Here is a 25,996-nt window from a genome sequence, read left to right as displayed (position 1 = left end):
CCGCCCCTCTCAAACCGCGACGGGCGCGGCGATGTGGCCGTGCGCCTCGTAGCCCTCGATCGCGATGTCCTCGAAGCGGAAGGCGAAGAGGTCGGTGACCTCCGGGTTCAGCAGAAGGCGCGGCAGCGGCAGCGGCGCGCGCGTCAGTTGCAGGCGGGCCTGCTCGAGGTGGTTGTGGTAGAGATGGGCGTCGCCCAGCGTATGGACGAAGTCGCCGGGCCCCAGCCCGGTGACCTGCGCCACCATGTGCGTTAGGAGCGCGTAGGACGCGATGTTGAAGGGGACGCCGAGGAAGATGTCGCCGGATCGCTGGTAGAGCTGGCAGGACAGGCGCCCGTTCGAGACATAGAACTGGAATAGGCAGTGGCAGGGCGGCAGCGCCATCTCGTCCACCATGGCCGGGTTCCACGCCGAGACGATGAGGCGGCGCGAGTTCGGATTCTTGCGGATCTGATCGACCACGTTCGCGATCTGGTCGATGTGCCCGCTCCGCCCGTCGGGCCACGAGCGCCACTGCGAGCCGTAGACCGGACCGAGATCGCCGTTCTCGTCGGCCCACTCGTCCCAGATGCGCACGCCGTTGTCCTTGAGATAGGCGATATTGGTCTCGCCTCGCAGGAACCAGAGAAGTTCGTGGATGATCGAGCGCAAATGCAGGCGCTTGGTGGTGACCAGCGGAAAACCCTCGGCCAGGTCGAAGCGCATCTGGTGGCCGAAGACGCCGCGGGTGCCCGTGCCGGTGCGGTCGCCGCGGTCCGTGCCCTCGTTCAGCGCGCGGGCGAGAAGGTCGAGATAGGCGCGCATGGGCACTCCGGCATCGCAATCACGGCCCGATGGATCGACCCTTTGCGGCGCGGAGTCGAGTCCCTTCCGCATCTTTGCCGCGATCGGCCATCAAAACCGATTTCCCGTCTTTTCAGCGGCGCGCCAAAACCCTATATTCGCCGGGCTGGGGCTTGCTCCGGCTATGGCGATAAACGGCCGATGGAATAAACCTTTCGGACCCGGGGGCGGTACCCGGCGCCTCCACCTGAGCCCAGCCCTCGCGCTGGTCTGAGGCGGGGGCGAAATAGGATCGACGAGGGTGTAAAGATCGTTCTTTCGCTCGGCATTGTACCACCGTTATCGGGCTAAAAAAGTAGTTGCCAACGACAACTATGCGGAAGCCCGTCTCGCCGCCTAACGCGGTGCGATAGCTTCAAATCAAGCCCTGAGGGTTCGCACTTTCAGGCGGGGCTCGGAGGTGCCTGGCAACAGAAACCTCCACTTCCTTTCGGGCCCCGTCGCCCGCAGTCGAGCGTTGCGAATTCAGGACCACCGATGGGCCAGGACCTTATCCGATACGATGTTCTGGCGCAGGATGCCCTGCGCGGCGTGATTCGCAAGGTGCTGGGCGAGGTCGTCAAGACCGGCCTGCCCGGCGAGCACCACTTCTTCATCACCTTCCTGACCTCGGCGCCCGGCGTGCGCCTGTCCTCGCGCCTGCGCGAGAAGTACCCGGAGCTGATGACCATAGTCATCCAGCACCAGTACTGGGACCTCACGGTCAACGACAACGCGTTCGAGGTCGGTCTGTCCTTCTCCGACATTCCCGAGCGCCTGCTGATCCCCTATTCGGCGATCCGCGGCTTCTACGATCCGGCGGTCAATTTCGAGCTCGAGTTCGACGTGCGCGACATGGACGCCGCCAACTCGCAGGACGAGGCCGGCGCTCCCGCGCCCACCGCCCTCGCCCCAGTGTCGCCGAACGCCACCGCCGTGAAGCCGCTGCCGACCAAGGCCGCGCCTGCCGCCAAGCTTCCGACCAAGCCGGCCAAGGAAGCGAAGTCCGAGACGGGCGACGCCGCGGCCGCGGACGAAAAGGCGCAGGCCGAGAAGGCCTCGGCCGATGTCGTCTCGCTGGACGCCTTCCGCAAGAAGCCCTGACACCTTGGGCGACGTGATCAACCTTCGCCTCGCCCGCAAGCGCGCCGCGCGCGCGGCGGATGCCGAGGTGGCGGAGCGCAATCGCGCCCGCCACGGGATCGCCAAGCCCGAGCGCGAGACGGCCCGCCGCGAGGCCGAACGGGCCGAGCGTCTGCTCGACGCCGCCCGGCGCGACCCCTCTGCCAAACACAGTCGCGAGACGGACGAACCGCCCGCGCAATGACCGAGAAGCGTTCGCTGTCGATCCGGGGACACCGCACCTCGATCAGCCTCGAGGACGCGTTCTGGGTAGAGCTTCGCGCCATCGCAGCCCGCCGCCACACCAGCCTCGCCGCCCTGATCGCCGAGATCGACGCCGAGCGGGGCCCGGACACCAACCTGTCCTCCGCGATCCGCCTTCGGGTGCTGGCGGACGCGCTGTCTCGCGCGAAAATCGATGCCTGACTGGCCGCCGTAACGGCGCGTCCTTCGAGCTTCCCCTCTGTCCGTGTTCGAAACGATCTGCCGGCAAGACGTCAGTTCTGCGTGACGGATCTGCTGCCCTTCCCCGATCCCGTCTTCGCATCGAGAGAGTGCCCGTGCCCCTTGAGCCCTCGAATCGCCTTCTGCAAGCGAACGGGCAGCCGTGAGCGAGGAAGCGGCCGTTGGTACCCGTCCGACCAAGCTGCGGTTCGATACGGCCGCGCTGCCATGCTCCGAGGGCGGCCGAGCATCATCTAAAACTCGAAGAGCCCGTCCAAAGACGCTGGCGGACGATCGGCGGGGAGTTTTCGCCGCTCTCAACACCGAATGAAGTCATTGCCGGAGGCATCGGCGAGGATCGGCAACGAAAGGGCGGAGGGAAGCACCGCCGAGCCGATCCGGCCGACGTTTCGGACGGGCTCGAAGGTGTTTCGATCGGTCCACCCCAATCGAAGGCGGCACTCGATCCTCCCGCCACAGAAACTCTTGGGTCAACTCGGGGCACGAGCGACGGCCGCAGGGGTGCGCAGCCTCCAAGTCTCCTGCGCGAGCACCCCGAATGCGGCGTTTGACCCTGCGCTTGACGAGAGTGGCATGCTGTGGACCGCTGGCCGCTTCTCGATGACCCGTGATTGGAAGGCGGCTCGCGATAGCCCGCGACTCAAGCCTCCAATGAAACCTCGTGGAGGTCGGCTTTCCGGATCTTCGGTTTCACGGCGTCGTCGCCGATGCTCGTCCATGCGCTGCATGGGCCGCGCTCGGCCGCCTCGCACTGAACCCAGATCCCTCGCCAACCCTCCGCCCGGAGGCTCTGTTGGACGCACTAAAAGCCGTTCGGGTTCGAGACGCCCGGTAGGCCGCCGAAACCTGCAGCAGGCGGTGCGGCGGGCGGCGGTAGCGGCTGCAGTTCGAAGTCGGATGGCGGGGGACGGGACGGAGCGGTCGGAAGCGTTTCCCTTGCGGCCTGCGCCGCGGCGGCCCGGGCGGCCTCCTCCCGGACGGCGGCCTCACGGGCCGCTTCCGCGCGTCGTGCCGCCTCAGCCTCGGCCTCCCGGCGCGCCGTCTCCTCGCGCTCGCGCGCCGCTCGCTCCGCCTCCTGCCGCGCCGCCTCTTCGCGGGCGGCCGCCTCGCGCGCCTCGCGCTCCCGGCGCAACGTCTCCCGCTCCGCCTGGCGCTCGCGATAGACCCGCGCCTCGCGCCGCAGCCGGACCGTCTCCCGCAGGTCGTCCTCGATCGCCTCGATCCGCTCCTCCTCGCGCCGCGCACCGAGGGCCGAGAGATAAGTCGCAAGCGGCCGGACGTTCGGCTCGACGGTCGGCTCGCGCCACGAACCGGCGATGCGATAGCCGACGCTGGGCGACGCGTCCGCGACCGCGTCGTCGGCGGGCGGAACGAGGATGAGCACGAGAGCGGCGTCGACCTGACCCGAGCGCATCTCGAACGACGCCGTGCCATCCAGCGCGGCCCCCTCGAAGGCCCGGCGGAGCGGGGCGGTGCGCAGCGTTCCCGCCCCCAGGGTCCAGTCGGCGGCAAGCGTTCCCAACGGGGCGACGGCCCCGTCGGACAGGCGGGCGACCAGCGCGGCGACCGCCGGCTCGCCGGTCTCGAACCCGTCTGCCTCCGACGCCTCGAGGACGGGCGGCAGGAGGTCCGGCCGCACGCCGGCCAGTCGTACCTCCTCGACCGTGAGGCGACCGCGCCCGTCGAGCGAGGCGAGAAGCGAGGGCCAGGTCTCGCCGCCGCCCGAAACCTCACCCGACAGATCGAGCCGACCGGAGAAGGTGCCGTTCGCGGTTTCGATCGGTTGGTCGCCGAGCCGCATGTCGAGCCGGGCGGACAGGATACCGGCGGCGTTCCGGACCTCGCCGGCCCCTGTCAGACGGCCGCCGGCGCCGGTCTCGGCCGCAAGTCCCGAGACGGCCAGCCGCGCGCCGTCGCCGGCGATCTCGGCGGCCACGCGCGAGAGCGACAGACCGAGCCCATCCGCACGACTGGCGGTGAGAGCGATCTGGAAGGCGCGTGCCGGCAGAAGCGGCGCCGCGAAAGTCACGGGCGTGCCGGCGCCGGGCTCCGTGGCATCCGCCAGATCGACGCCGGTGACGAGCGTCCCGAGCCAGTCGAGCGAGAGGGCCGACAGGGCGAGCGTGCCGGTGACGGGGGCACCCATCGGGGCGCTGAAGGTTCCGGCGACCGCCGCCCCGTCGATCGTTCCGTCGAGCCCGTCGAGGGTCCAGCTCCCGTTGGCCCATGACAGCCGCGCCGTCCCGGACGCCGGCAGGCCGTCCAGCGGCTGGCCGTAGGCCAGGCCGAGCCGCGTCGCCCAAGGGGCCGCATCCTCGCTCGCAAGACGCAGCGACAGATCGGCTGCCTGCAGGCCGTCGGCGCCGATCGTCGCGGTGCCGTCGGCCGAGGCCTCGGTGCCGGACGAGCTGAGGGTCAGCGACACGTCGGCGGCGGCGCCGGGCATGCCGGAGGCCGTGAGCTTCGCCTCGAGCGGCACCGTCCCGCCGATCGGCAGCGGCGACAGGCCGGCCTGCGCGAGGAGAACGTCGGCATCCGCCTGGGCAAGCGACAGGTCGAGGCCGAAGCGCCCGTTGCGCTCCGCCGCGGCCAGACCGTTCTCGATCGCCAGCCGCAACGCGACATCGGTGCCGGCCGCGCTCCCCGTCAGGTCGAGCGCGAGATCGTCGCGGTTGGTGCCTTGCGAGGTCGCGGTTCCGCCGAGTGACAGCGGGCCGAGCGTTGCCGCGCGGCGCGACAGCGTTTCGGCGAGCGGGCTGTCCGGCAGACGACGGCGCAGGAACTCGGCAAGGCGAGACGGATCTTCGGCCGATACCTCGAGGCTGAGATCGGGGCGCAGCGTTCCGAACGGATCGAGGAGCGTGCCTTCGAGATGGATGTCGGCGCCCGCGAAATCGCGCGCGTCGAAGCCCGCGATGTCCACAAGCCCGCGATCGAGCGAGAGGTCGGCATCGAGCCCGGCTGCCTCGAAGTCGCCGAAGCGCGAGGTACCCGACGAGAACTGCACCTCGAACCGCTCACCCTCGCCTAATGCGCCGTCCCTCAAGGCCAGCATCCGGGCGAGCGCAGCCAGAGGCTCGAGATCGACGCCATCGCCCGTCAAGTCGATCGCCGTGTTGCGGCCCTCCGGCCGGACGGCGCGGCGGATCGAACCCTTCAGGCTCTGGCCGTCGAGATCGATCTCCAGCTTGTCGAAGCGCTGGTCGGTCGGCGTCAGCTCGACGTCGGCGGAAAAGCCCGCCCGCTGAAGGCGCGCGAGCGCCGGGTCGGAAACGCCGGCCGCCCAGCCGAGGAAGGCCGCCGGCTGGCGCGCAGCGACGAGCAGGTCGCCCTGGAAGCCGGGCTCGTCGTCGGTGCGCAGGACACCCGAGGCCTGCACCAGCGTGCGGCCGGGAAGCTCGGCCGAGAGCGACTGGAGAGACCAGCCCTCGGTGGCCGGCGAGCCGGCCAGCGAGACGTTGCGGATCGTGGTGTCGCCGACGGTCACCAGCGGCAGGGCGAGGCGCACGCGCCCCGGCATTCGCGGCGTCGGCAGCCGCGCGAGGGCCGCGCGCAGAGCCTCGATCCGGGCCGCCAGTCCCGGCGCCTCGCCGCTGGGGGCGGCAGGCGGCGCGATGCGGTCGACGTCGATCGCCTGTCCGTCGAGTTGCAGGTCGAAGCGCGGGATCGACCCGACGTCGATCAGCGCCGAGCCGGTCGCGACATAGGGCTGCTGCGGATCGCCGACCTCGGCGCGAAGGTCGCTCGCCCGAAGCGAGGTCGGCGTGACGTCGAGCCGGGCGGTCATGCGCGAGGGCGGCAGGATCGCCGGCGGCTTGCCGTCGCGGCTCGCCGCCGGATCGATCGGGCTCGAGACGCTGAGCGTGCCGCCGGCCAGGGGCTCGCCGTCGATCGTGGAGACGATCGCATCGAAGGCGGCGCGCGTGTCGAGGCGCTGCGAATCGATCGTCAGGCGGGCGGCGAGCCGCCCCTCTCCTGCGCCCGTGCCGGTCGAGAGCGAAACGGCCAGGGGCTCGCCGTCGGCGAGCAGCGTCGCGCTGCCGGCAAAGGGCCCGCGCAGCGACTGCGCCGAGAGGATGCCGTTGACGTCGGTCAGCGCGATGCGGCGCCCCGAGCGGCGGTCGGCGAGAAGTGCCGAACCGTCGGCCACCACGATCCGCTCCAGCACCACCGTTTCCTCAGGCGGGGCGGCCCCGGATCCGACCGGCCAGCGGATCGCGCCGTCGGCCTCGACAGGGAGGCTCAGCGCCGGGCCGTCGATCTGCATGTCGAAGATGCGGATCTCGCCCGACAGGTAGGGCGCCAGCTCGGCGTCCATGCGGAAGGCGCGCGCCGTCAGCACCGGGTCGGCCGGATCGTCGCCCACCACGACGTCGGTGAATGACAAGGACGGGAACGGCAGGAGCCGGGCCGAGGCCGTGCCTCGCACCTCGACGCGTTGCCCGAGAATGCGCGACGCCTCGGCCTCGAAGCTCGCGCGGTAGCTCGTCCAGTCGATGAAGGAGGGGCCGACGAGAAGCGCGAGGAGGACGACCACGAGAAGGCCGCCCAGCGCGATGAAGAGCTTCATGCGTCATGCCTCCTTCCCGACGGGCGCGCGTCCGGCCGCCCGAGCGGCAGCATCCGTCCTCGTTCTTGCGGCATAAGTCGCGGAAAGAGCAAGGCGGCCGGCACCACAGACAAGGGGAAAGGCAACGGCGCGGGGTGGGACCTCCGTCTCGATCATGTTCCCCTAGTGTTCCCCGCGAAATCGATTAAGTAGGGGCGATGGACGAGACACGTGATCCGAACGCCGCCCCCGCTGGCCGGCCGAAGGGCGGCATCGCCGCGCGCGCGCTGGCCGCACGCGGCGGCCCGGTCGCGCCGAACGCGGCCGACTACCTTTCGGGGCTGAACCCGGAGCAGCGGGCCGCGGTCGAGACGACCGAGGGCCCGGTGCTGGTCTTGGCGGGCGCGGGCACCGGCAAGACACGCGTCCTGACGACCCGCATCGCCCATATCCTGGCGACCCGCCGCGCCTTTCCGTCGCAGATCCTCGCGGTGACCTTCACCAACAAGGCCGCGCGCGAGATGAAGACGCGAATCGGTCATCTCGTCGGCGGCGAGGTGGAGGGCATGCCGTGGCTCGGCACGTTCCACTCGATCGGCGTCAAGATCCTGCGCCGCCATGCCGAGCTCGTCGGCCTCAAGTCGAACTTCACCATTCTCGACACCGACGACCAGATCCGCCTGATCAAGCAACTGATCCAGGCCGAGAACCTCGACGACAAGCGCTGGCCGGCGCGCACCTTCGCCAACCTGATGGACGGCTGGAAGAACAAGGGCCTGACGCCGGACAAGATCCCGGAGGGCGACGCGCGCGCCTTCGCCAACGGCAAGGGGCGCGAGCTCTACCGCGCCTACCAGGACCGCCTCGTCAGCCTCAACGCGGCCGATTTCGGCGACCTCCTGATGCATCCGATCGCGATCTTCCAGAACCATCCGGACGTGCTCGCCGACTACCACAAGCGCTTCCGCTACATCCTCGTCGACGAGTACCAGGACACCAACGTCGCGCAGTATCTCTGGCTGCGCCTTCTCGCCCAGCATTCCGCCGTGCGCGCCGAGGCGGGACAGGACAAGGTGAACGTCTGCTGCGTCGGCGACGACGACCAGTCGATCTACGGCTGGCGCGGCGCGGAGGTCGACAACATCCTGCGCTTCGAGCGCGACTTTCCCGGCGCGACGGTGATCCGGCTGGAGCGCAACTACCGCTCCACCGAGCATATCCTGGGCGCAGCCGCCGGCCTCATCGCCAACAACGAGGACCGGCTCGGCAAGACGCTCTTCACGGACCTGCGCGATCCCGAGCACGAGAAGGTGACGGTCAACGCGGGCTGGGACTCGGAAGAAGAGGCGCGCGCGATCGGGGAGGAGATCGAGCAGCTCCAGCGCAAGGGCGTCAAGCTCAACGACATGGCGATCCTGGTGCGCGCCTCGTTCCAGATGCGCGAGTTCGAGGACCGCTTCGTCACGCTCGGCCTGAACTACCGCGTCATCGGCGGCCCGCGCTTCTACGAGCGGCAGGAGATCCGCGACGCGCTGGCCTATTTCCGCTGCGTCTGCCAGCCGGCCGACGACCTCGCCTTCGAGCGCATCGTCAATACGCCCAAGCGCGGCCTCGGCGACGCCGCGATCCGCCTCCTGCATGACTATGCCCGCGCCAAGGGCCTGCCGCTCATCGCGGCGGCGGCCGACATCGTGCAAGGGGACGAGTTGAAGCCGCGCCCGCGCGCCGCGCTGGCCGATGTCGTGCGCAACTTCGAGCGCTGGTCGGGCCTCCTGTCCACCATGCGCCACACCGACCTCGGCGAGATGATCCTCGACGAGTCCGGCTATACCGAGATGTGGCAGGCCGACCGCTCGGCCGAGGCGCCGGGCCGGCTGGAGAACCTGAAGGAACTCATCCGCTCCATGGACGACTACGAGAGCCTGCCGGGCTTTCTAGAGCATATCGCCCTCGTCATGGACGCCGAGCAGAACGCCGAGACCGACGCCGTCTCGATCATGACCCTGCATTCGGCCAAGGGGCTGGAGTTCGAGACCGTGTTCCTGCCGGGCTGGGAGGAGGGTCTCTTCCCACACCAGCGCTCGCTCGACGAGGGCGGGCGTTCCGGGTTGGAGGAGGAGCGGCGTCTCGCCTATGTCGGCATCACGCGCGGCAAGCGTCGGGTGAAGATCTGGTTCGTCTCCAACCGGCGCATCCACGGCATGTGGCAGTCGACGATCCCGTCGCGCTTCCTCGACGAACTGCCCGAGGAGCATGTCGAGGTGATGGAAGCCTCCGCCTCCTATGGCGGGTACGGGGCCGGCGGCATGGGCGGCTACGGCGCCTCGCGCTGGGACGGCAACGCCTTCTCGACCTCATCCTACGGCACGCCCGGCTGGCGTCGGGCGCAGGCGTCGGGCGGGGTGGGCGGCTATGCCGGCGGTCGGGGCCGCGCGATCGAATACGGCGAGAGCGGCGTGTCGGGCTCGGACGCGCGCTCGCGCGCGGCGGCGACCGCCGACAAGTACATCGCGCGCGACGGCGCCGGCGGGCGGTCGTCCGGCGGGTTCGAGGAGGCGCCGGCGAACGGGCCCGACCGGTCGGGCTTTGCGGGGCGCCTCACCGACCCGTTTTCCGCCAACCGCTCGCGCGGCGCCAATCAGCCACCACGAAAGGGCGGCGGGCTCTACTCCTCGGCGCGTGCGGGCGGCCCGCGCGAGATCGAGGGCACCCTCGTCGCCAAGTCGGTGGCCGACGAGCCGAGCCGGTTCTCGGTCGGCGACCGCGTGTTCCACATCAAGTTCGGCGGGGGCACGGTGGCGCTCGTCGAGGGCAACAAGCTGACAGTGGACTTCGACCGGGCCGGCCAGAAGCGGGTGCTCGAAGGGTTCGTGGAACCGGCCTGAGCGCGACCCGCCTCAAGGCGTTCATAGTGCGTTGGATTTCGGTTCGATCGAGAAGATCGGACGCTCTGCATTCGGCGCAGTTAACTTCTCAGCGGTCGCCTCCGCCCAGATCGCCTCGCTCCGCTTCCGGAATGGCCGAAACCGTCGGCGACCCGAGCATGGGAAGCGTGCGCGCCGACCCCTGTCGTCGCTGGCTCGACACGCGGGCAAGTATCGCGCTTGAGGGAAACCGCGCGCTTACCGCATCAGGACGCGCGATCGACGGTTCCGCGCCTGCCGCCCGAGACGATCATCCGGCTCGGATGCGAAGAAGGGCGACACGCCAGCGCCCCGCCCTTCCCGTCTGAATCTTGGATCGCCTTAGTCCTGCCGATCAGGATACGCCGGCCAGAAGCTCGTGCACGCGCCGCAGATAGGCTTCCGTCTGCCGGCACTTGGCCTCGGCCTCCAGCGCGCGCTGCTCGGCACGCTTGGCGCGCATGTCGGCTTCCCACTCGTGATACTCGGCGTCGCGCAGTGCCGTCTCGGCGGTGACGACCCGCTCCTCGGACTGGCGCAGCCGCTCCTCGAGCGACTGGATGTGCGTCTGGAGCCGGTGCTGGTCCTCGGCGGAACGGTCGGCGAGCGCCTTGGACTGCTTCTCCAGCTGGACGAAGCGCTTCTCGTAGGCGCGGATCGTCGCGGCCGTGCGCTCGACCAGCGTCAGCGTTCGCGTCCAGTCGGTCGGCGACGGCTCGATCGTCAGATGGCCGACCGCGAGCGCCACGGCGCTGGCCGGAGCGGCGCCGGCCGGCATCGTCTCGACTTCGGCGGCCTCGGGCACAGCGGCCTCGTTCGCCGGGTAGAGCGTCGTCACCTCGGCCCCGCGCGTCCCGTCCGACTGCACCATGACCTCGGCCTCAAGCTCGGGGAAGGAGGCGGGCTCGCGAACCGCGCTCATTCGTCGATACCAAGACGCCCGCTGGCGAGCGCGGCGCGCAGTTCTGCCTCGGCGCTGTCTTCGCTCGACAGCACCTGCCCGAAGCTGCCGACGATCGTGTCGTGCATCTTGGCGAGCCAGGTCTCCGCCTCGGCGGCCCGCGCTTCGGCGAGACGCACGCGCGCCTCGGTCTCGGCCAGCCGCACCTCGGCTTCGTCGAGCTGCTCCTGCAGCGAACGGATCTCCTCGCTCGCCCGCTCGGCATCGAGGCGATGCTCGATCTCCATCTCGGTCGCCCGCTCGTCGCGGATGCGGATCGCCTCGCTCGCCTCGCGCACGAGATCGAGCGCCGCCGACCAGTCGCGCGCGGCGCCCGACCGGTCGTTGTTGGAGACCAGGACGAAACCGCCGTCCGTGCGGCCGGAGCCCGCATGCTCCGAGACGCTCTGACGAAGGCTCACGCCGATCTCTTCGCTTGCACTGTTGGCCATCATGCCGATCCTTTGCCGCCGCTCACGCATCGCCGCCGAGGGCTCTCCCCGAACCTTCGACCATTTCGCCGCATCCCATCAATAGGTTGCGGTGCATTTCCTTCCGGCCGTAGGCCGCGGGTCGCTCGAAACGGGTCCTCGCCCGGCTCGATGGGACCCATAGCCGTCCGGCCTTCAGTCGCCCTTCTCGGGCATCATGAACGGTCGCACGTTGGAGGAGGTTTCGCCACCGTGCCCGTCGTGCAGCCCGTCGCCCATCAGCCCGGCATCGCCCGAGCGCGAGCGCGTCGCCCGCTTCAGCGTCTCGTTCTGCCGCTGCAGCGCCGTGCGGTTCTCGCGCGCGATGTCGAGCGCGCCCTGCGCCAGCGTGCGCTCGGCCTTCTCGGTCTGCAGTTCCTCGATGAGGCGGCGGTTCGCGGCCTCGAGCGTCTGGCGCTCCTGCTCGAAGCGCAGGGTCAGCGCCTCGACCCGGTCCGACAGGTTGTTGGCGCGGGTCGTCACGCCCTCCAGCGCCGCGTCCTTGGCCGCCAGCGCCTTCACCAGCATGTCGGCGCGCGCCTCGAGCTCCATCCGGCCCTTCTGCGCGTCCTGGAGCTGCGTCAGAAGACGCGAAGCTTCCGTCTTGCTGGCTTCCAGGCGCCGGTCGAAGGTCGTGCGCTCGGCGATCGCCTCCTTGTTGGCGCGCTCGGCGGCGCGCATCGCCTCCTCGCGCTCGCGCAGCTGGCCGCGCACCTGCGCGAGGATCTGGTCCGTCGCCATCAGGCGGGCCGAGAGGGCCTCGATCTTCATCGCCGCGCTGGAGCGCTCGGTCTTCATGGCCGCCAACTCGGCCTCGAGCTGCGCCACGGCGCGCTGGCGACCGGCCTGCTCGGCCGCGATATGGGATTCCTGCAGGGCGATCGTCTGGAGATGCGCCTCGACCTGTGTCGACAGCTCGTCCATGCGCGAGCCGGCCGAGACGAGTTCGGCCGCCTGCTCTTCGGCGAGATTCTGGAAGCGGCGGTTCTCCTGCTCCAAGATCTGGCGACGCTCGGACACTTCGGCGAGCATGCGCTCGGCGTCGGCGAGCGCCTGGTCGGACACCTGCGCCTCGGCCCGCAGGGTCTTCACCTCCAGCGCCAGCGACTGGTTCTGCTCGACCTCGGCGAGCAGCTGCCGCTCCAGCGCATTGGCATGCGTCGTCTTCTCGCGCAGCGTCAGGCGCTGCTCGTCGAACGCGGTCTCCTGCTCGCGCATGAGGTTTTCAAGGCGCGTGGCGCGCGCCACCGCGGTCGAGAGCTCGCTGGACGCCGTGGAATAGCGGCCGAGAAGCGAATCCACCTCGCGCCGCAGCGCCTGCCCGCTCTCCATCTCCTGCTGGAGCAGGGCTTCGAGCTCGAGGATGCGCGACTTGGACCGCGGCAGTTCCTCGGCGATCGTCTCGATCGGGCCGATCAGCTGGGAGAAGTCGTCGGTCAGGGAGCGCAGGTCGCCGAGCCGCTCGGCCATTTCGCCGATGCGCACCTTCAGCATCTCGTTGCGCTGGCCGATGCTGTCGAGCGGCGGCACGAAACCGGCATGGGTAGTGGAGGACGCGGGTGCGGACGCGCGAGAGGCCACGGGATCCATCACCTTTCCGAAGTCGGGGCGCTCGGTGGCGTTCTCGCTCGGGCGCTGGCCGTCACGCCGAAAGAAGAACGACAGCGGTGAGCTCATCCCTATCGACTCCCTTTCGATCCGATCACCGGCAGGTCTTGCCGGGCCCGTGCATCCGAAGCAACATGATTTACGAAATATTAATCAATTTTTCCAGATGAGTGCGGGCCGGTCACACCGCGACATCGACGCCATCCTCCGCCGTCCGGCCCCGTTCAGGAACCGTTCATTCGCGAACCAGTTAATGCGCATGATCCCCATGTATTTTCGGAGGAATTCCATGCGCATTCCGAAATGGCTGGCCGGACGCACCCTGGCCGTCGCCCTAGCGCTGACGATGGTTCCCGCCGCCCTGCCCTCCACCACGCCGCTGATCGGCATTTCCAGCGCCAAGGCCGACCCCTACTACCGCTACGGCCCGCATTACGGGCCCGGCGGCTTCCGCGGCGCCGGCTGGGGCGGTCCGCGCTACTATGGCGGCCGCGGCTATTACGGCGGGCAGCGCTACTATGGCGGCCACCGCTACGGCTACGGACATCGCGGCTATCGCCGCGGCGGCGGCGGGGCGGCAGTGGCCGGCGCGATCGTCGGCCTCGGCGTCGGTGCGGCCATCGCCAGCGCCGCGCAACCGCGCTATGTCGAGCGCGCGCCGCGCTACTACGCCGCCCCAGCCTACCGGGCCGAGCCCTGGACGCGCGAGTGGTATCGCTACTGCTCGCAGCGCTACCGGTCCTTCGACCCCCGCTCGGGCACCTTCCAGCCCTACAACGGCCCGCGTCAGTTCTGCCGCTGACGGGTCTGTCCAAGGTCCACGACATCTCGCGGCCGCCCGATCATCGGGCGGCCGTTTTGCGTTCGGGAACCAACGCCCCTCTTTCCGCCTTCCCGCCCAACGGGTCGATGGGTTTCGAGGAGGATGACATGATGGGCTGGCGTCAGGCGGCGATACTGGTGCTGGGGGCGGCCGCGAGCCTCGCCTCGGCCACCCTGCCCGCATCGGCGTGGGAATATGTCGGGCTCGATCCCTACAACCGCCCGGTCTACGCGCCGTCCGGCCCGGTCCCGACGGTTCCGCTGGCCGTCTCGCCGCCGGTCTATGAGCGCAAGTCCGGGGCCTTCGGCGGGCCGCAGGTGGCGGGCCCCCTCTACTACGCCCGTCCCGCACCGCCGGTGCCCGGTCTCTATCGCGACAATCCGGCCCTCTCGGCCGGATCGATCCTCGCCTTCGACCTCGACGCCGCGCTGGCGGATGCCGACACCCCGCGCAGCGTGACGGTGGTCCGGCGCGGCGGCGCTCCGGCGCCGTTCACCGGCCCCTGGTATCGCTACTGCGAAACGCGCTACCGCTCGTTCGATCCCGAGACCGGAACCTACCAGCCGTCGTCCGGCCCGCGCCGCCTCTGCCGCTAGGGATTTCTCCGCTTACGGGAGCGGCCGCGTCGCCACCTCCAGCCACGCTCTCGCCTCGCCGTCGAGGCGCGGGCCGATCCGCGCGCGCACCTCTGCGTGATACGTATCGAGCCAGGCGCGCTCCTCGGCCTCCAGATGCTCGACGGCGATCATACGCCGGTCGATCGGCGCGAAGGTCAGCGTCTCGAACGCATGGGTATCGAGATCGGCACCGGCGATGCGCTCGGCCGGCAGCACCAGGATGAGGTTCTCGATGCGGATGCCGAAGGCGCTCTCGCGGTAGTAGCCCGGCTCGTTGGAGACGATCATCCCCTCCTCCAGGACGGCCATGCCGCGCTTGGAGATCGACTGCGGCCCCTCGTGGACGGCGAGATACGAGCCGATGCCGTGGCCGGTGCCGTGGGCATAATCGCAGCCGGCACGCCAGAGTGCGACGCGCGCCAGGGGGTCGAGATCGACGCCGCGCGTGCCGACGGGAAAGCGCGCGCGGCTGACCGCGATCATGCCCTTCAGGACCAGCGTGAACTTGTGCCGCGCCTCCTCGCTCACCTCGCCGATCGCCACCGTTCGGGTAATGTCGGTGGTGCCGTCGCGGTACTGCGCGCCGGAATCGATGAGGAACACCTCGCCCGCGGCCAGAACGCGGTTCGACTGGCGGTTCACCCGGTAGTGCGGCAGCGCGGCGTTGGGGCCGGCGGCCGAGATCGTGTCGAAGGACAGATCCCGCAGGGGCTGCCCGTCCGCTTCACTGAGCCGCGTGCGGAAGCCCTCCAGCGCCTCGGCCGCGCCGATCTCGTCGAGGCTGCCGGGCGCCTGCGCGTCGAGCCAGGCGAGGAAGGCCGAGACCGCCGCACCGTCGCGCAGGTGGGCGCGGCGCGAGCCCTCGATCTCCACCGCGTTCTTGCGCGCGCGCGGCAGGCGCGCAGGATCGATGCCGGACACCACGGTCCCGCCGGCGGCCTCCACGACCTCGCGCAGCCGGTCGGCGGCGAGCGCCGGGTCCAGCATGACGCGGCGCCCGCCGGCGATCTCGCCCAGTGCGGCCTCCAGCGCCTCGGGCGCGGCGATGTCGGCGAGCGAGGCAAGAGCCTCCATCGCGTCCGCCCCCAGCTTGTCGCGGTCGATAAAGAGCGTCGCGCGCCCCTCGCGCGAGATCAGGGCGAAGGACAGCGGCAGCGGCGTGTGCGGCACGTCGGAGCCGCGAATGTTGAAGGTCCAGGCGACGGACGACGGGTCGGTGAGAACGGTGGCGTCGGCATCGGCCTTGCGGAGCGCGTCCCGGATCTGCTCGAGCTTCTCCTCGCCCGAGCGGCCGGCCAGCGCCTGCGGGTGGGCCGAGACGGCGCCCTTCGGCGGCTCCGGCCGGTCCTGCCAGACGCGATCGAGCGGGTTGTGGCGAAGGGCGACGAGTTCGCCGCCGGCCTCGCCCATGGCGGTGCGGAGCGCCGCCACCTCCCCGACCGTGTGGAGCCACGGGTCGATGCCGATCCGCAGACCCTTGGCGTGCTCGCGCAGATAGGTCCCGAGCGGCGTGTCGACCGAGCTTTCGATGGCGAACACGGCGGCGTCCACCTGCGCGCGCACCTGTACCGTGTAGCGCCCGTCGACGAAGATCGCAGCGCCCTCCGGCAGCACCAGCGCGGTGCCCGCCGAACCCGTGAAACCGGTGAGCCAGCGCAGGCGGTCGGCGGAGGCCGGAATGTACTCGCCCTGATGCTCGTCGGCGCGCGGCACCACGAACCCGTCGACACCGGCCTCCCGCAGGCTCGCCCGCAGGCGCTCGACGCGCGAGGCGCTCTGGCTGGAATCGGACACCTCGTCGAAGCTCTGGAACATGGAACCGGCCCTTCCTTGCATGGTCGCCTTTCTCTGTTTCAGTCTCGGCCGACGATCTCAAGACCCGATCCACCATCGGCTGGAATGGTCGGGTCGGCACCGGGGTGGCCCGCTTGATCGGAGGCCCGAACAGGAGTAGAGATCGCTCAGTGACGTTTACGCAAACGTCAAAGTTTGACGCTGGGAGTTCCGTCATGCCGGTCTATCAGGCCCCCGTCGCCGATACGCTCTTCGTCCTCAACGACATCCTCGGCTGGGAACGCCACGGCAACCTGCCGGGCTTTGCGGATGCGACGCCCGACGTCGTGGAAGCGATCCTCGGCGAGGCCGGCAAATTCGCGACCGACATCTTCCTGCCGCTCAATCAGGTGGGCGACCACGAGGGCTGCAAGCGCGCGGCCGACGCCTCGGTGACGACGCCGAAGGGCTTCAAGGAAGCCTACGACCAGTTCCGCGAGGCCGGCTGGGGCGGGCTCTCAGCGAGCCCTGAATATGGCGGCCAGGGCCTGCCGCACACGCTGGCGGCCGCCGTCAACGAGTTCCTGTCCTCAGCCAACATGGCCTTCGCCATGTATCCGGGCCTCACGCGCGGCGCGATCGCGGCGATCGAGAGCCACGGCTCGGACGAGCAGAAGGCGCTCTACCTGCCCAAGATGGTGAACGGCATCTGGACCGGCACCATGAACCTCACCGAGCCGCATTGCGGCACGGATCTCGGTCTCCTGCGCACACGCGCGGTGCCGGCGGAGGACGGCGCGTACAGGATTTCGGGCCAGAAGATCTTCATCTCGGCCGGCGAGCACGATCTGTCGGAGAACATCGTCCACCTCGTTCTCGCCCGCATCGAGGGCGCGCCGGAGGGCGTGAAGGGCATCTCGCTCTTCATCGTGCCGAAGTTCCTGCCGGACGAGGCCGGCAATCCCGGCACGCGCAACGGCGTCTCCTGCGGCTCGCTCGAGGAGAAGATGGGCATCCACGGCAACGCGACCTGCGTCATGAACTACGACGGGGCGACGGGCTGGCTGGTCGGCGAGGCGCACAAGGGCCTGCGCGCCATGTTCACGATGATGAACGAGGCGCGGCTCGGCGTCGGCGTGCAGGGGCTCGCCATCTCCGAGATCGCCTACCAGAACGCCGTCGCCTATGCCCGCGACCGCCTGCAGGGCCGCGCGCTCGCCGGCTCCAAGCACGGCGAGAAGGCGGCCGACCCGATCATCGTCCACCCCGACGTGCGCCGCATGCTGATGACGATCCGCGCCGTCAACGAGGCCGGCCGCGCATTGATCCTGTGGACGGCGCTGCGGGGCGACCTGTCGCACCGCGCCGAGGACGCCAAGGTGCGCGAGGCGTCCGACGACTGGATGGGCCTCCTCACCCCGGTCATCAAGGGCGTCCTCACCGACAAGGGCTTCGAGAACGCCGTCATGGCGCAGCAGGTCTACGGCGGCCACGGATACGTGCGCGAATGGGGCATGGAGCAGTTCGTGCGCGACGCGCGCATCGCCCAGATCTACGAGGGCGCCAACGGCATCCAGGCGCTCGACCTCGTCGGGCGCAAGCTGGCGCTGAACGGCGGCCGAGCGATCCAGGCCTTCTTCAAGGAAGTCGGCGCCTTCTGCGAGGAGCACCGCTCGACGGAAGCGATGGCCCCCTTCACCAAGTCGCTGAAGAAGGGGCTCAACGACCTCCAGTCGGCCACGATGTGGCTGATGACCAACGCCATGGCCAAGCCCGACAACGCGGGCGCCGCCTCCACCGACTACATGCATCTCTTCGGGCTCGTCGCGCTCGGCTACATGTGGGGCCGCATGGCGCATGCCGCGCAGGAAAAGCTGGCGTCGGGGGCCGGCGACGATACATCGTTCCTCGAGAACAAGCTCGTGACCGCGCGTTTTTACATGGACCGTCTGATGCCCGAGACCGCCGCCCACCTCGCCCGCATCTCGTCGGGCGCCGACTCGATGATGTCGCTCGACGCCGACGCCTTCTGAGTGCTGCAGGATAGGGGCCTGAATTGCGAGAACGCTTTGTCGAATGGGTTATCGCGGCGCTGAAGGCACACGACGGTGAAGCAACGATCGTCGAAGTTTGTAGGCACATCTGGGACCACCACAAAGAACAACTCCGTGAGGCGGGCGACCACTTCTTCACATGGCAGTATGATGTCCGATGGGCAGCAAATCAGCTAGCTCGCAAGGGCTTGCTCGAGTACGGCCGGCGCGGTCGCAACAACCTTTGGATGATTAAGGGCAAGTGATGACCGACGCTTTCATCTACGACCACGTGCGCACGCCGCGCGGCCGCGGCAAGAAGGACGGATCTCTGCACGAGGTGCCGGCGGTGCGCCTCGGCGCGAAGGTCCTCGAGGCTCTGCGCGACCGCAACGGGCTCGACACGTCCGAAGTCGACGACATCATCTTCGGCTGCGTCGATCCGGTGGGCGAAGCCGGCTCGGTGATCCCGAAGGCGTCGGCCTTCGAGGCGGACTACGCCTTCGCCGCCCCCGGCATGCAGATCTCGCGCTTCTGCGCCTCCGGCCTCGACGCGGTGAATCTTGGCGCCGCCAAGATCGCGGCGGGCTCGGACGAGCTGGTGATCGCGGGCGGCGTCGAATCCATGTCGCGCGTCGGCATGGGCATGTCGGGCGGCGCTTGGATCATGGACCCCTCGGTCGGCATCCCCGCCTATTTCATGCCACAGGGCGTCTCAGCCGACCTCATCGCCACGAAGTACGGCTTCAGCCGGGACGACGTCGACGCCTATGCCGTGGAATCGCAGAAGCGCGCGGCGAAAGCCTGGGACGAAGGCCGCTTCCAGCGCTCCGTGATCCCGGTGAGAGACCAGAACGGGCTTCTCATCCTCGACCGCGACGAGCACATGCGCCCCTCGACCGACATGCAGTCGCTCGGCTCGCTCAACGCCTCCTTCGCGATGATGGGCGAGATGGGCGGCTACGATGCCGTCGCGATCCAGGCGCATCCGGAAATCGAGGCGGTCAATCACGTCCACCATGCCGGCAACTCGTCGGGCATCGTGGACGGGGCGGCGGCGGTTCTCCTCGGCTCCAAGGCGGGCGGCGAGACGCTGGGGCTGAAGCCGCGCGCCCGCATCCGCGTCTTCGCTTCGATCGGCTCCGACCCGGCGCTGATGCTGACCGGCCCGGTGGACGTGACGGAAAAGCTCCTGAAGCGCTCCGGCATGTCGCTCGCGGATATCGACCTCTTCGAGCTGAACGAGGCGTTTGCGGCAGTCGTACTGCGCTACCTCCAGGCCTTCGAGATCGACCCGGCGGTCATGAACGTCAACGGCGGCGCGATCGCCATGGGGCATCCGCTCGGAGCGACCGGCGCGATGATCCTCGGCACGGTGCTCGACGAACTGGAGCGCCAGGACAAACAGACGGCGCTCGTCACCTTGTGCATCGGCGCCGGCATGGGCACGGCGACGATCATCGAGCGCGTGTGATGCTCGCGGCGCCGCGCGCCCGGCGGTCAGGCGACCCGGCTGCGGTCCGCCCGGTGGGTGGCACGTACCGACATGTCGATCGGTGGCAGGGCCTCGAAGGCGGGCTTGGCGAACCAGTAGCCCTGGAACAGCGTGATGCCGGCCGCCTTCAGGACGGTGAACTCGTCCTCGGTCTCGACGCCCTCGGCGAGCACCTGGATGCCGAGCTCGCGCGCGGCGGTCGCGATCGTCGCCACGATGATCTGGCGCGGACGGCTGACCTCGATGCCTCGGATCAGCTTCATGTCGAGCTTGATGAGGTCGGGCTGGAAATCGGCCAGAAGCGTCAGGCCGGCATAGCCGGCGCCGAAGTCGTCGAGCGCCGTGATGAAGCCTTGGCGCCGGTATTCGGTCAGGATGTTCTGGAGATGGCCGGTGTCGACGATCTCCTCGTTCTCGGTGAACTCGAACATCAGCGACTCGAGCGGAAAGTCGTGGCGGCGCGCGGCGATCAGCGTCGCGCGCAGGCAGGCCGCCGGCTCATAGACCGCGTTGGGCAGGAAGTTGATCGACAGGCGCGTGTTCTGCCCACGCGGAAAGAGACGGGCGGCCAGTTCCAGCGCCTTCACGCGGCAGGCCTGGTCGAACCGGTAGCGCTGCTCGTCGGACACCTGGGAGAGGATCGCGTAGGCCCCCTCGCCCGCCGTTCCCCGGATCAGCGCCTCGTAGCCCCACACACGCGACGCCGCGATGTCGAAGATGGGCTGGAAGGCCATCGAGAAGTCGAAGTCGAGCGGCTTGCCCGAGCGGCACCCTTCGCAGTCCGTCGCCATGATGAAGATTCCATCGCCCCTTTGATGGACTGATTCTACTCCGAGGGTCTTTGAAAACCCTGAAGATCAAGGGCTTCTAAGAGCCCGGCTACACATTTCCGCAAGCCTCTGGCGCTGCGGATCGAGGATTTGGGAGACACGCATGGATCTTCGCAACTTCACCGTCGAGACCGACGCGGACGGCTTGGCCCTCGTCACCTGGGACATGCCGGACCGCTCGATGAACGTCTTCACCGAAGAGGTGCTGCGCGAGATCGAGACGCTGGTCGACGCCTTCGCGGCCGACGCTTCCGTGAAGGGCGTAGTGCTGGCCTCCGGCAAGACGGGCACCTTCACCGGCGGCGCCGACCTCAACATGCTCGGCGCCATGTTCGCCGCCTTCGACGCGAAGCGGAAGAGCGACCCGCAGGGCGCCGTCGCCGAGCTCTTCGAGCGTTGCGGCGAGATGGGCCGGATCTGGCGCAAGCTGGAAACGTCGGGCAAGCCCTATGTCTGCGCGATCAACGGCACCTGCATGGGCGGCGGCTTCGAGCTGGCGCTCGCCTGCCACGGGCGCGTCGCCGCCCAGAGTGCGAAGATGGGCCTGCCGGAAGTGAAGGTCGGCATCTTCCCCGGCGCCGGGGGCACGCAGCGCGTGCCGCGCCTCGCGGATACGCAAAGCGCGCTCCAGATGCTCCTGAAGGGCGAGACGCTGACCGCCGCCAAGGCCAAGGGCATCAAGCTGATCGACGAGGTCGTGCCCGACGATCAGCTGATCGACGCCGCCAAGGCCATGCTGAAGGCGGGTCTAAAGCCCGTGAAGGCCTGGGACGAGAAGGGCTTCAAGCTGCCGTCCGGCCCGGTCTACTCGCCGGCCGGCGCGCAGGTCTGGCCCGCCGTCGCCTCGCTCTACCGCAAGGAAACCGCCGACAACTATCCCGGCGCCCGCGCCATCGTGAAATGCGTCTACGAGGGCCTGCTTGTTCCGATCGACGTGGGCCTGCGGATCGAGCAACGCTATTTCACCGAGGTCCTGCAGACCACCGAAGCGGCGATGATGATCCGCTCGCTGTTCGTCTCGATGCAGGCGCTGAACAAGGGCGCGCGCCGCCCGGCCGGCGTGCCGGAGCAGGCGATCGCCAAGGTCGGCGTCGTCGGCGCCGGCTTCATGGGCGCCGGCATCGCCTATGTCGCGGCCAAGGCCGGGATTGAGGTCGTGCTGGTCGACCAGACCCAAGCCGCCGCCGACAAGGGCAAGGCGCATTCGGCAAGCCTGATGGAGGGCCTTGTCAAGAAGGGCCGCGCCAAGGCCGACGAGGCGGAAGTGCTGCTCGCCCGCATCCAGGCAACGCCCGACTACGCCGCGCTCAGCGACGCCGACCTCGTGATCGAGGCGGTGTTCGAGGACCGCGACGTCAAGGCCGAGGTCTCGCGGCGCGTGGCCGAGGTGCTGAAGCCGCAAGCGATCTTCGCCTCCAACACCTCGACGCTGCCGATCACCAGCCTTGCGGAAGCCTTCCCCGACGCCTCGCGCTTCGTCGGCATCCATTTCTTCTCGCCGGTCGACAGGATGATGCTGACCGAGGTGATCCTCGGCAAGGAAACCGGCGACCGGGCGCTCGCCGTCGCGCTCGACTTCGTGCGCGCGATCAAGAAGACGCCGATCGTCGTCAACGACACGCGCGGCTTCTTCGCCAATCGCTGCGTGCTCCGCTACATGACGGAGGCCTACGACATGCTGGTCGAGGGCGTGCCGCCGGTGATGATCGAGAACGCGGCGAAGTTCGCCGGCATGCCGGTGGGCCCCCTCGCGCTCAACGACGAGACGGCGGTCGATCTCTCCCAGAAGATCATGAAGGCGACGATCCGCGACATGGGCGAAGGTTCGATCGACCCACGCCACTTCGCCCTCGTCAACGAGATGGTGGACGAGGAGGGCCGACTCGGCCGCAAGGCCGGCAAGGGCTTCTACGACTATCCCGCCAAGCCCGCCAAGAAGCACATCTGGCCGGGGCTGAAGGACAAGTTCCCGCAGCAGAAGGCCGATGAGGTCGATTTCGAGGAACTGAAGGAGCGCTTCCTCGTGACCATGGCCCTCGAGGCGGCTCGGACCGTCGAGGAAGGCGTCGTCACCGATCCGCGCGAGGCGGATGTCGGCTCGATCCTCGGGTTCGGCTTCGCGCCCTATACCGGCGGGACGCTGAGCTACATCGACGGGATGGGCGTCGAGGCCTTCGTGGCGCTGTGCGAAAAGCTTGCCGCCAAGCATGGCGAGCGCTTCCGTCCGACGCCGCTCCTGAAGGAGATGGCCTCGCGCGGCGAAAGCTTCTACTCGCGCTTCGCTCCGGCCAAGGCCGCGGCCTAAACCTTAACGGATCGCCGAGGGGGTCACGCCCCCTCGCGCTTCTCCCGCGCCAGGGAGCGGCCGATCGTGTCGGCGACGCGCGCGCCCCGCTCGCCGAGCGGCTTGTCGGGGGCGTCGGTCGTGTCCATCGCGGTCTGGTGCTCCATCTCGGCGTTCACCTCGGCGCCGACGATGAAGATGATCGACGAGATCCAGACCCACATCATGAAGCCGATCGCCGCGCCGAGCGAACCGTAGGTCACCGAGTAGTTGGCGAAGGACCGCAGGTACCAGGAGAAGCCGATCGAGGCGGCGAGCCAGACCGACGCCGTCAGGAGAGCGCCGAAGAAGACCCAGCTCCACCGCGCCCGGTTGCGGCTCGGCCCGTAGCGGTAGATCATGCTGATCGCCCCGACGATCACCACGAACACCACCGGCCAGCGCGCGGCGGCGACGAGCTCGTCGGTGTAGCTCTGCGCGCCGACGATCGCCATCACGGCCGGCACCACGCCGACCGACACGAAGAGGATGGTGGCAATGAAGAAGGCGCCGATCGTGAAGCAGAAGGCGACCGCGTTGAGCTTCAGGAACGAGCGCTGCTCGTGCTCGCCGTAGGCGACGTTCATCGCCTCAAACAGCGTCTTGATGCCGTTGTTGGCGCTCCAGAGCGAGAACAGAAGGCCCGTCACGAAACTCAAGGAGAGCGAAGCCGGGTCACGCGAGACGAGACTTTCGAGCTGCGAGGTGAGGATGTCGGTGCCCGCCTGCGGCAGGAAGCGACCGATGAAGGCGATGTGGTCGGCGATCGTGGTCGGGTTGGCGACGATGCCGTAGAAGGAAACGAAGACGGCGAAGGCGGGAAACAGCGCCAGAAGAAGATAGAAGGTCGCCCCCGCCGCGATCAGCATCACGCGGTCTTCGAAGAACGAGTAGTACAGCCGGCCGATGATATCCTTCCAGCCGGCCCACGGGATGCCGAACGGACCCGTCGCATCGCGCCCGCGACCCGGCTCACTGGCGCGTCGGCGCGTTTCCTCCGTCGTATTGGGCGCGAAGCGGAAGCCGATCGAACTCATTCAAACCTTCACCGCGTAACAGCGACGCGAACCCGCAGTCGGCCGGACGCCTGCCACGATTCACCCCGAGAAACGCCGCATTCGGGCGAACCGTTCCTTCTCCCGGTGGAAAGATCGAACGCGCGGGCCGCGGCCCAAGATCGACCTAGGCGGTGGAAAACCTCGAATTCCCGTCGCCCGTGCCGCTGATTTGCGCCGCAAGTTGTCGACAGGGGCGGAGCGGCATCCTAGACAGATTGTAACGAGGACTATATTCCTTGGAACGGTGGCCGGACCGGGTCGCCCCTCCCGCAACGAGAGGTTTGCCGCATGCTGTCGCACGACAGGATCTGGGCCGCGATCGACGGCCTCGCCGCCCGGCTGAAGATGTCGCCGTCGGGTCTTGCGCGCAAGGCGGGCCTCGATCCTACGACCTTCAACAAGTCCAAGCGCAACGCGCCGGACGGGCGTCCGCGCTGGCCCTCCACCGAATCGATCGCCAAGGTTCTGGAGGCGACCGGCACGAGTTCGGAGAGCTTCTTCGCCGGCCCGGAGGCGAGCCTGCGATCGATCCGCCCGGTTCCGCCGCCGCGAAGTTCCGTCCCGCTGCTGGGCAGCGCGGAAGCCGGCGCGGGCGGCTATTTCGACGATGCGGGCTTTCCCGCCGGCCAGGGCTGGGAGGAAGTCGAACTGCCTGGCGCAGACGATTCGCTCTATGCGCTCGAAGTGTCGGGGCAGTCGATGATGCCGCTCTACCGCGACGGCGACATCGTGGTGGTGAAGCCCGGCGCCCCGGTGCGGCGCGGCGACCGCGTGGTGGTGCGCACCAAGGGCGGCGAGGTCATGGTGAAGGTGCTCCAGCGCCAGACGGCGCGCACCATCGAGCTCGCCTCTGTGAATCCCGAGTTTCCCGACCGCCAGTTCCCGCTCGCCGAGATCGAGTGGATCGCACGCATCCTCTGGGTCAGCCAGTAGCGCGGCGCCCTTTGCGCCACCCCGCGCGCGCCTAGAAAGAAGGGGACGCTCGCCTGCCCGAGCGACTTGGCCTTCGGAGGACCCACGTGTCGGAACACACCTACAAGATCATCGAAGTCGTCGGCTCGTCGCCCGAATCGGTCGAGAAGGCGATCGAGAACGCCATCGCCGACGCCGCGAAGTCGGTGCGCAACATCCGCTGGTTTGAGGTGACCGAGACGCGCGGCCATGTCGAGGACGGCCGGGTGGCCCATTACCAGGTCGGCTTGAAGATCGGCTTCACGCTCGAGGATGCCTGACCACAGAGATACTCGTCATACCAGTTGACGAGTTCTCGGCGTTATGCGACGCCATGGGGGTTCCAACATGCGGGGTTCCTCCATGACATCGATTGCCCTGTTCGGGGCCGGCGGAAAGATGGGCACGCGCCTTGCCGGCAATCTCAAGGGCTCGCGCTTCGACGTGCGCCACGTCGAGCGTTCGGACGCGGGCCGCGAGCGGCTGCGCACCCAACTCGGCGTCACCTGCGTCGACGAGGACCAGGCGCTCGACGGCGCCGAAGTCGTGGTGCTGGCGGTGCCCGACACCCTGATCGGCCGCGTCCTGTCCGGCATCGAGGCGAAGCTCAAGCCCGGTACGATGGTGATGATTCTCGACGCCGCGGCGCCGTTTGCCGGCCATCTGCCCGAGCGTGCCGACCTCACCTACTTCGTCACCCATCCCTGCCACCCGCCGATCTTCAACGACGAGACCGAACAGGCGGCCAAGCGCGACTTCTTCGGCGGCGTCGCAGCCAAGCAGCACATCGTCTCGGCGCTGATGCAGGGGCCGGACGAGGCCTATGCGCTCGGCGAGGAGATCGCCAAGGTGATCTGGGCCCCGGTCATGCGCTCGCACCGCATCACGGTGGAGCAGATGGCGCTTCTGGAGCCTGGCCTCTCCGAGACGGTGACGGCGAGCCTTCTCGTCGTCATGCGCGAGGCGATGGACGAAGTCGTCCGCCGCGGCGTGCCGAAGGAGGCCGCCCGCGACTTCCTGCTCGGGCACATGAACGTGCTGGGCGCCGTGATCTTCGAGGAAACGCCGGGCGTCTTCTCCGACGCCTGCAACAAGGCGATCGAGTTCGGCAAGCCGGCCCTGATGCGCGACGACTGGAAGCGCGTCTTCGAGCCGGACGAGCTGATGGCTTCCATCCGCCGCATCACCTGACCCGAAACCGACGGAGCCGAACC

At 68.9% G+C, this 25,996-nt stretch carries 20 protein-coding genes and 1 other RNA gene; 13 read left to right on the top strand and 8 right to left on the bottom strand.

Annotated features, from left to right (window positions below):
- Window positions 1-9: 9 nt before the first annotated feature.
- Window positions 10-804: a thymidylate synthase gene (locus tag ACLNGM_RS07860; RefSeq protein WP_416357857.1), complete on the bottom strand. Its 795-nt coding sequence runs from the start codon at window positions 802-804 to the stop codon at window positions 10-12.
- A 105-nt stretch (window positions 805-909) separates the two neighbouring features.
- On the opposite strand from ACLNGM_RS07860, the gene ssrA reads away from it, so the two are divergent.
- The 4 genes from ssrA (at window position 910) to ACLNGM_RS07840 (ending at window position 2,370) form a co-directional block, all read left to right on the top strand.
- Window positions 910-1,268: a transfer-messenger RNA gene (gene ssrA, locus ACLNGM_RS07855) on the top strand.
- 52 nt (window positions 1,269-1,320) lie between these two features.
- Window positions 1,321-1,926: an SspB family protein gene (locus ACLNGM_RS07850; RefSeq protein ID WP_090962257.1), complete on the top strand. Its 606-nt coding sequence runs from the start codon at window positions 1,321-1,323 to the stop codon at window positions 1,924-1,926.
- A gap of 13 nt (window positions 1,927-1,939) precedes the next feature.
- Entirely contained in the window at window positions 1,940-2,149 is a 210-nt protein-coding gene (locus tag ACLNGM_RS07845; RefSeq protein ID WP_416358409.1) for a DUF4169 family protein, read from the top strand.
- The gene (locus tag ACLNGM_RS07840; RefSeq protein WP_090962253.1) at window positions 2,146-2,370 is read left to right on the top strand and encodes a ribbon-helix-helix domain-containing protein; all 225 of its coding nucleotides are present in this window, start codon (window positions 2,146-2,148) and stop codon (window positions 2,368-2,370) included. Before ACLNGM_RS07845 ends, ACLNGM_RS07840 begins: the two co-directional genes overlap by 4 nt.
- A gap of 841 nt (window positions 2,371-3,211) precedes the next feature.
- On the opposite strand, the gene ACLNGM_RS07835 is transcribed toward ACLNGM_RS07840, so the two are convergent.
- Window positions 3,212-6,979: an AsmA-like C-terminal region-containing protein gene (locus ACLNGM_RS07835; protein WP_416357856.1), complete on the bottom strand. Its 3,768-nt coding sequence runs from the start codon at window positions 6,977-6,979 to the stop codon at window positions 3,212-3,214.
- 197 nt (window positions 6,980-7,176) lie between these two features.
- Between ACLNGM_RS07835 and ACLNGM_RS07830 the strand changes: the two genes are divergently transcribed.
- Complete coding sequence (locus tag ACLNGM_RS07830) at window positions 7,177-9,843, top strand: ATP-dependent helicase (RefSeq protein WP_090962249.1); 2,667 nt, start codon at window positions 7,177-7,179, stop codon at window positions 9,841-9,843.
- A 373-nt stretch (window positions 9,844-10,216) separates the two neighbouring features.
- On the opposite strand, the gene ACLNGM_RS07825 is transcribed toward ACLNGM_RS07830, so the two are convergent.
- The 3 genes from ACLNGM_RS07825 to ACLNGM_RS07815 all read right to left on the bottom strand — a co-directional run bounded on the left by ACLNGM_RS07825 (window position 10,217) and on the right by ACLNGM_RS07815 (window position 12,948).
- Window positions 10,217-10,783, bottom strand: coding sequence for a hypothetical protein (locus ACLNGM_RS07825; protein WP_416357855.1), 567 nt, complete (start codon window positions 10,781-10,783; stop codon window positions 10,217-10,219).
- The gene (locus tag ACLNGM_RS07820) at window positions 10,780-11,256 is read right to left on the bottom strand and encodes a hypothetical protein (RefSeq protein WP_416357854.1); all 477 of its coding nucleotides are present in this window, start codon (window positions 11,254-11,256) and stop codon (window positions 10,780-10,782) included. The genes ACLNGM_RS07825 and ACLNGM_RS07820 overlap by 4 nt, the downstream gene beginning before the upstream one ends.
- Window positions 11,257-11,427: 171 nt before the next feature.
- The gene (locus ACLNGM_RS07815) at window positions 11,428-12,948 is read right to left on the bottom strand and encodes a chromosome partitioning protein ParA (RefSeq protein WP_416357853.1); all 1,521 of its coding nucleotides are present in this window, start codon (window positions 12,946-12,948) and stop codon (window positions 11,428-11,430) included.
- A 220-nt stretch (window positions 12,949-13,168) separates the two neighbouring features.
- Between ACLNGM_RS07815 and ACLNGM_RS07810 the strand changes: the two genes are divergently transcribed.
- A complete protein-coding gene (locus tag ACLNGM_RS07810; protein ID WP_416357852.1) occupies window positions 13,169-13,681 on the top strand; it encodes a BA14K family protein in 513 nt (170 codons plus the stop codon).
- A 128-nt stretch (window positions 13,682-13,809) separates the two neighbouring features.
- Window positions 13,810-14,298: a BA14K family protein gene (locus ACLNGM_RS07805; RefSeq protein ID WP_416357851.1), complete on the top strand. Its 489-nt coding sequence runs from the start codon at window positions 13,810-13,812 to the stop codon at window positions 14,296-14,298.
- A 12-nt stretch (window positions 14,299-14,310) separates the two neighbouring features.
- Here ACLNGM_RS07805 and ACLNGM_RS07800 read toward each other — a convergent pair whose 3' ends face one another.
- Complete coding sequence (locus tag ACLNGM_RS07800) at window positions 14,311-16,134, bottom strand: aminopeptidase P family protein (protein ID WP_416357850.1); 1,824 nt, start codon at window positions 16,132-16,134, stop codon at window positions 14,311-14,313.
- Between the two features lie 194 nt (window positions 16,135-16,328).
- Between ACLNGM_RS07800 and ACLNGM_RS07795 the strand changes: the two genes are divergently transcribed.
- Together ACLNGM_RS07795 and ACLNGM_RS07790 are read left to right on the top strand one after the other, a co-directional pair.
- Entirely contained in the window at window positions 16,329-18,125 is a 1,797-nt protein-coding gene (locus ACLNGM_RS07795; RefSeq protein WP_416357849.1) for an acyl-CoA dehydrogenase C-terminal domain-containing protein, read from the top strand.
- A 265-nt stretch (window positions 18,126-18,390) separates the two neighbouring features.
- Window positions 18,391-19,599: an acetyl-CoA C-acetyltransferase gene (locus tag ACLNGM_RS07790; RefSeq protein WP_416357848.1), complete on the top strand. Its 1,209-nt coding sequence runs from the start codon at window positions 18,391-18,393 to the stop codon at window positions 19,597-19,599.
- Window positions 19,600-19,625: 26 nt separating this feature from the next.
- On the opposite strand, the gene ACLNGM_RS07785 is transcribed toward ACLNGM_RS07790, so the two are convergent.
- Entirely contained in the window at window positions 19,626-20,411 is a 786-nt protein-coding gene (locus ACLNGM_RS07785) for an EAL domain-containing protein (protein WP_416357847.1), read from the bottom strand.
- A gap of 142 nt (window positions 20,412-20,553) precedes the next feature.
- Between ACLNGM_RS07785 and ACLNGM_RS07780 the strand changes: the two genes are divergently transcribed.
- A complete protein-coding gene (locus ACLNGM_RS07780) occupies window positions 20,554-22,755 on the top strand; it encodes an FAD-dependent oxidoreductase (protein ID WP_416357846.1) in 2,202 nt (733 codons plus the stop codon).
- Between the two features lie 23 nt (window positions 22,756-22,778).
- On the opposite strand, the gene ACLNGM_RS07775 is transcribed toward ACLNGM_RS07780, so the two are convergent.
- Window positions 22,779-23,810 (bottom strand): YihY/virulence factor BrkB family protein, encoded by a 1,032-nt coding sequence (locus tag ACLNGM_RS07775; RefSeq protein ID WP_090962232.1) that lies wholly within the window; start codon window positions 23,808-23,810, stop codon window positions 22,779-22,781.
- 309 nt (window positions 23,811-24,119) lie between these two features.
- Between ACLNGM_RS07775 and ACLNGM_RS07770 the strand changes: the two genes are divergently transcribed.
- From ACLNGM_RS07770 to ACLNGM_RS07760, 3 genes are all read left to right on the top strand, one after another.
- Entirely contained in the window at window positions 24,120-24,764 is a 645-nt protein-coding gene (locus ACLNGM_RS07770; RefSeq protein WP_090962230.1) for a S24 family peptidase, read from the top strand.
- Between the two features lie 86 nt (window positions 24,765-24,850).
- Entirely contained in the window at window positions 24,851-25,063 is a 213-nt protein-coding gene (locus tag ACLNGM_RS07765) for a dodecin (protein ID WP_090962228.1), read from the top strand.
- A gap of 82 nt (window positions 25,064-25,145) precedes the next feature.
- Window positions 25,146-25,973 carry a phosphogluconate dehydrogenase C-terminal domain-containing protein gene (locus tag ACLNGM_RS07760; RefSeq protein WP_416357845.1) on the top strand — a complete coding sequence of 276 codons (828 nt, stop codon included), beginning with the start codon at window positions 25,146-25,148 and terminating at the stop codon, window positions 25,971-25,973.
- The last annotated feature ends 23 nt before the right edge of the window (window positions 25,974-25,996 follow it).

The sequence above is a fragment of the Aureimonas phyllosphaerae genome, from assembly GCF_047943035.1.
GTDB lineage: Bacteria > Pseudomonadota > Alphaproteobacteria > Rhizobiales > Rhizobiaceae > Aureimonas > Aureimonas phyllosphaerae.
The sequence above is the reverse complement of the archived record's forward strand: the minus strand, read 5'-3'. Positions and strand labels throughout refer to the sequence as shown.

Excerpts from the sequence above, each read along its gene's own strand:
- ACLNGM_RS07860 (WP_416357857.1), bottom strand. The coding sequence starts at position 804 with ATGCGCGCCTATCTCGACCTTCTCGCCCGCGCGCTGAACGAGGGCACG.
- ACLNGM_RS07850 (WP_090962257.1), top strand. The coding sequence starts at position 1,321 with ATGGGCCAGGACCTTATCCGATACGATGTTCTGGCGCAGGATGCCCTG.
- ACLNGM_RS07840 (WP_090962253.1), top strand. The coding sequence starts at position 2,146 with ATGACCGAGAAGCGTTCGCTGTCGATCCGGGGACACCGCACCTCGATC.
- ACLNGM_RS07835 (WP_416357856.1), bottom strand. The coding sequence starts at position 6,979 with ATGAAGCTCTTCATCGCGCTGGGCGGCCTTCTCGTGGTCGTCCTCCTC.
- ACLNGM_RS07830 (WP_090962249.1), top strand. The coding sequence starts at position 7,177 with ATGGACGAGACACGTGATCCGAACGCCGCCCCCGCTGGCCGGCCGAAG.
- ACLNGM_RS07825 (WP_416357855.1), bottom strand. The coding sequence starts at position 10,783 with ATGAGCGCGGTTCGCGAGCCCGCCTCCTTCCCCGAGCTTGAGGCCGAG.
- ACLNGM_RS07820 (WP_416357854.1), bottom strand. The coding sequence starts at position 11,256 with ATGATGGCCAACAGTGCAAGCGAAGAGATCGGCGTGAGCCTTCGTCAG.
- ACLNGM_RS07815 (WP_416357853.1), bottom strand. The coding sequence starts at position 12,948 with ATGAGCTCACCGCTGTCGTTCTTCTTTCGGCGTGACGGCCAGCGCCCG.
- ACLNGM_RS07810 (WP_416357852.1), top strand. The coding sequence starts at position 13,169 with ATGCGCATTCCGAAATGGCTGGCCGGACGCACCCTGGCCGTCGCCCTA.
- ACLNGM_RS07805 (WP_416357851.1), top strand. The coding sequence starts at position 13,810 with ATGATGGGCTGGCGTCAGGCGGCGATACTGGTGCTGGGGGCGGCCGCG.
- ACLNGM_RS07800 (WP_416357850.1), bottom strand. The coding sequence starts at position 16,134 with ATGTTCCAGAGCTTCGACGAGGTGTCCGATTCCAGCCAGAGCGCCTCG.
- ACLNGM_RS07795 (WP_416357849.1), top strand. The coding sequence starts at position 16,329 with ATGCCGGTCTATCAGGCCCCCGTCGCCGATACGCTCTTCGTCCTCAAC.
- ACLNGM_RS07790 (WP_416357848.1), top strand. The coding sequence starts at position 18,391 with ATGACCGACGCTTTCATCTACGACCACGTGCGCACGCCGCGCGGCCGC.
- ACLNGM_RS07785 (WP_416357847.1), bottom strand. The coding sequence starts at position 20,411 with ATGGCGACGGACTGCGAAGGGTGCCGCTCGGGCAAGCCGCTCGACTTC.
- ACLNGM_RS07780 (WP_416357846.1), top strand. The coding sequence starts at position 20,554 with ATGGATCTTCGCAACTTCACCGTCGAGACCGACGCGGACGGCTTGGCC.
- ACLNGM_RS07775 (WP_090962232.1), bottom strand. The coding sequence starts at position 23,810 with ATGAGTTCGATCGGCTTCCGCTTCGCGCCCAATACGACGGAGGAAACG.
- ACLNGM_RS07770 (WP_090962230.1), top strand. The coding sequence starts at position 24,120 with ATGCTGTCGCACGACAGGATCTGGGCCGCGATCGACGGCCTCGCCGCC.
- ACLNGM_RS07760 (WP_416357845.1), top strand. The coding sequence starts at position 25,146 with ATGACATCGATTGCCCTGTTCGGGGCCGGCGGAAAGATGGGCACGCGC.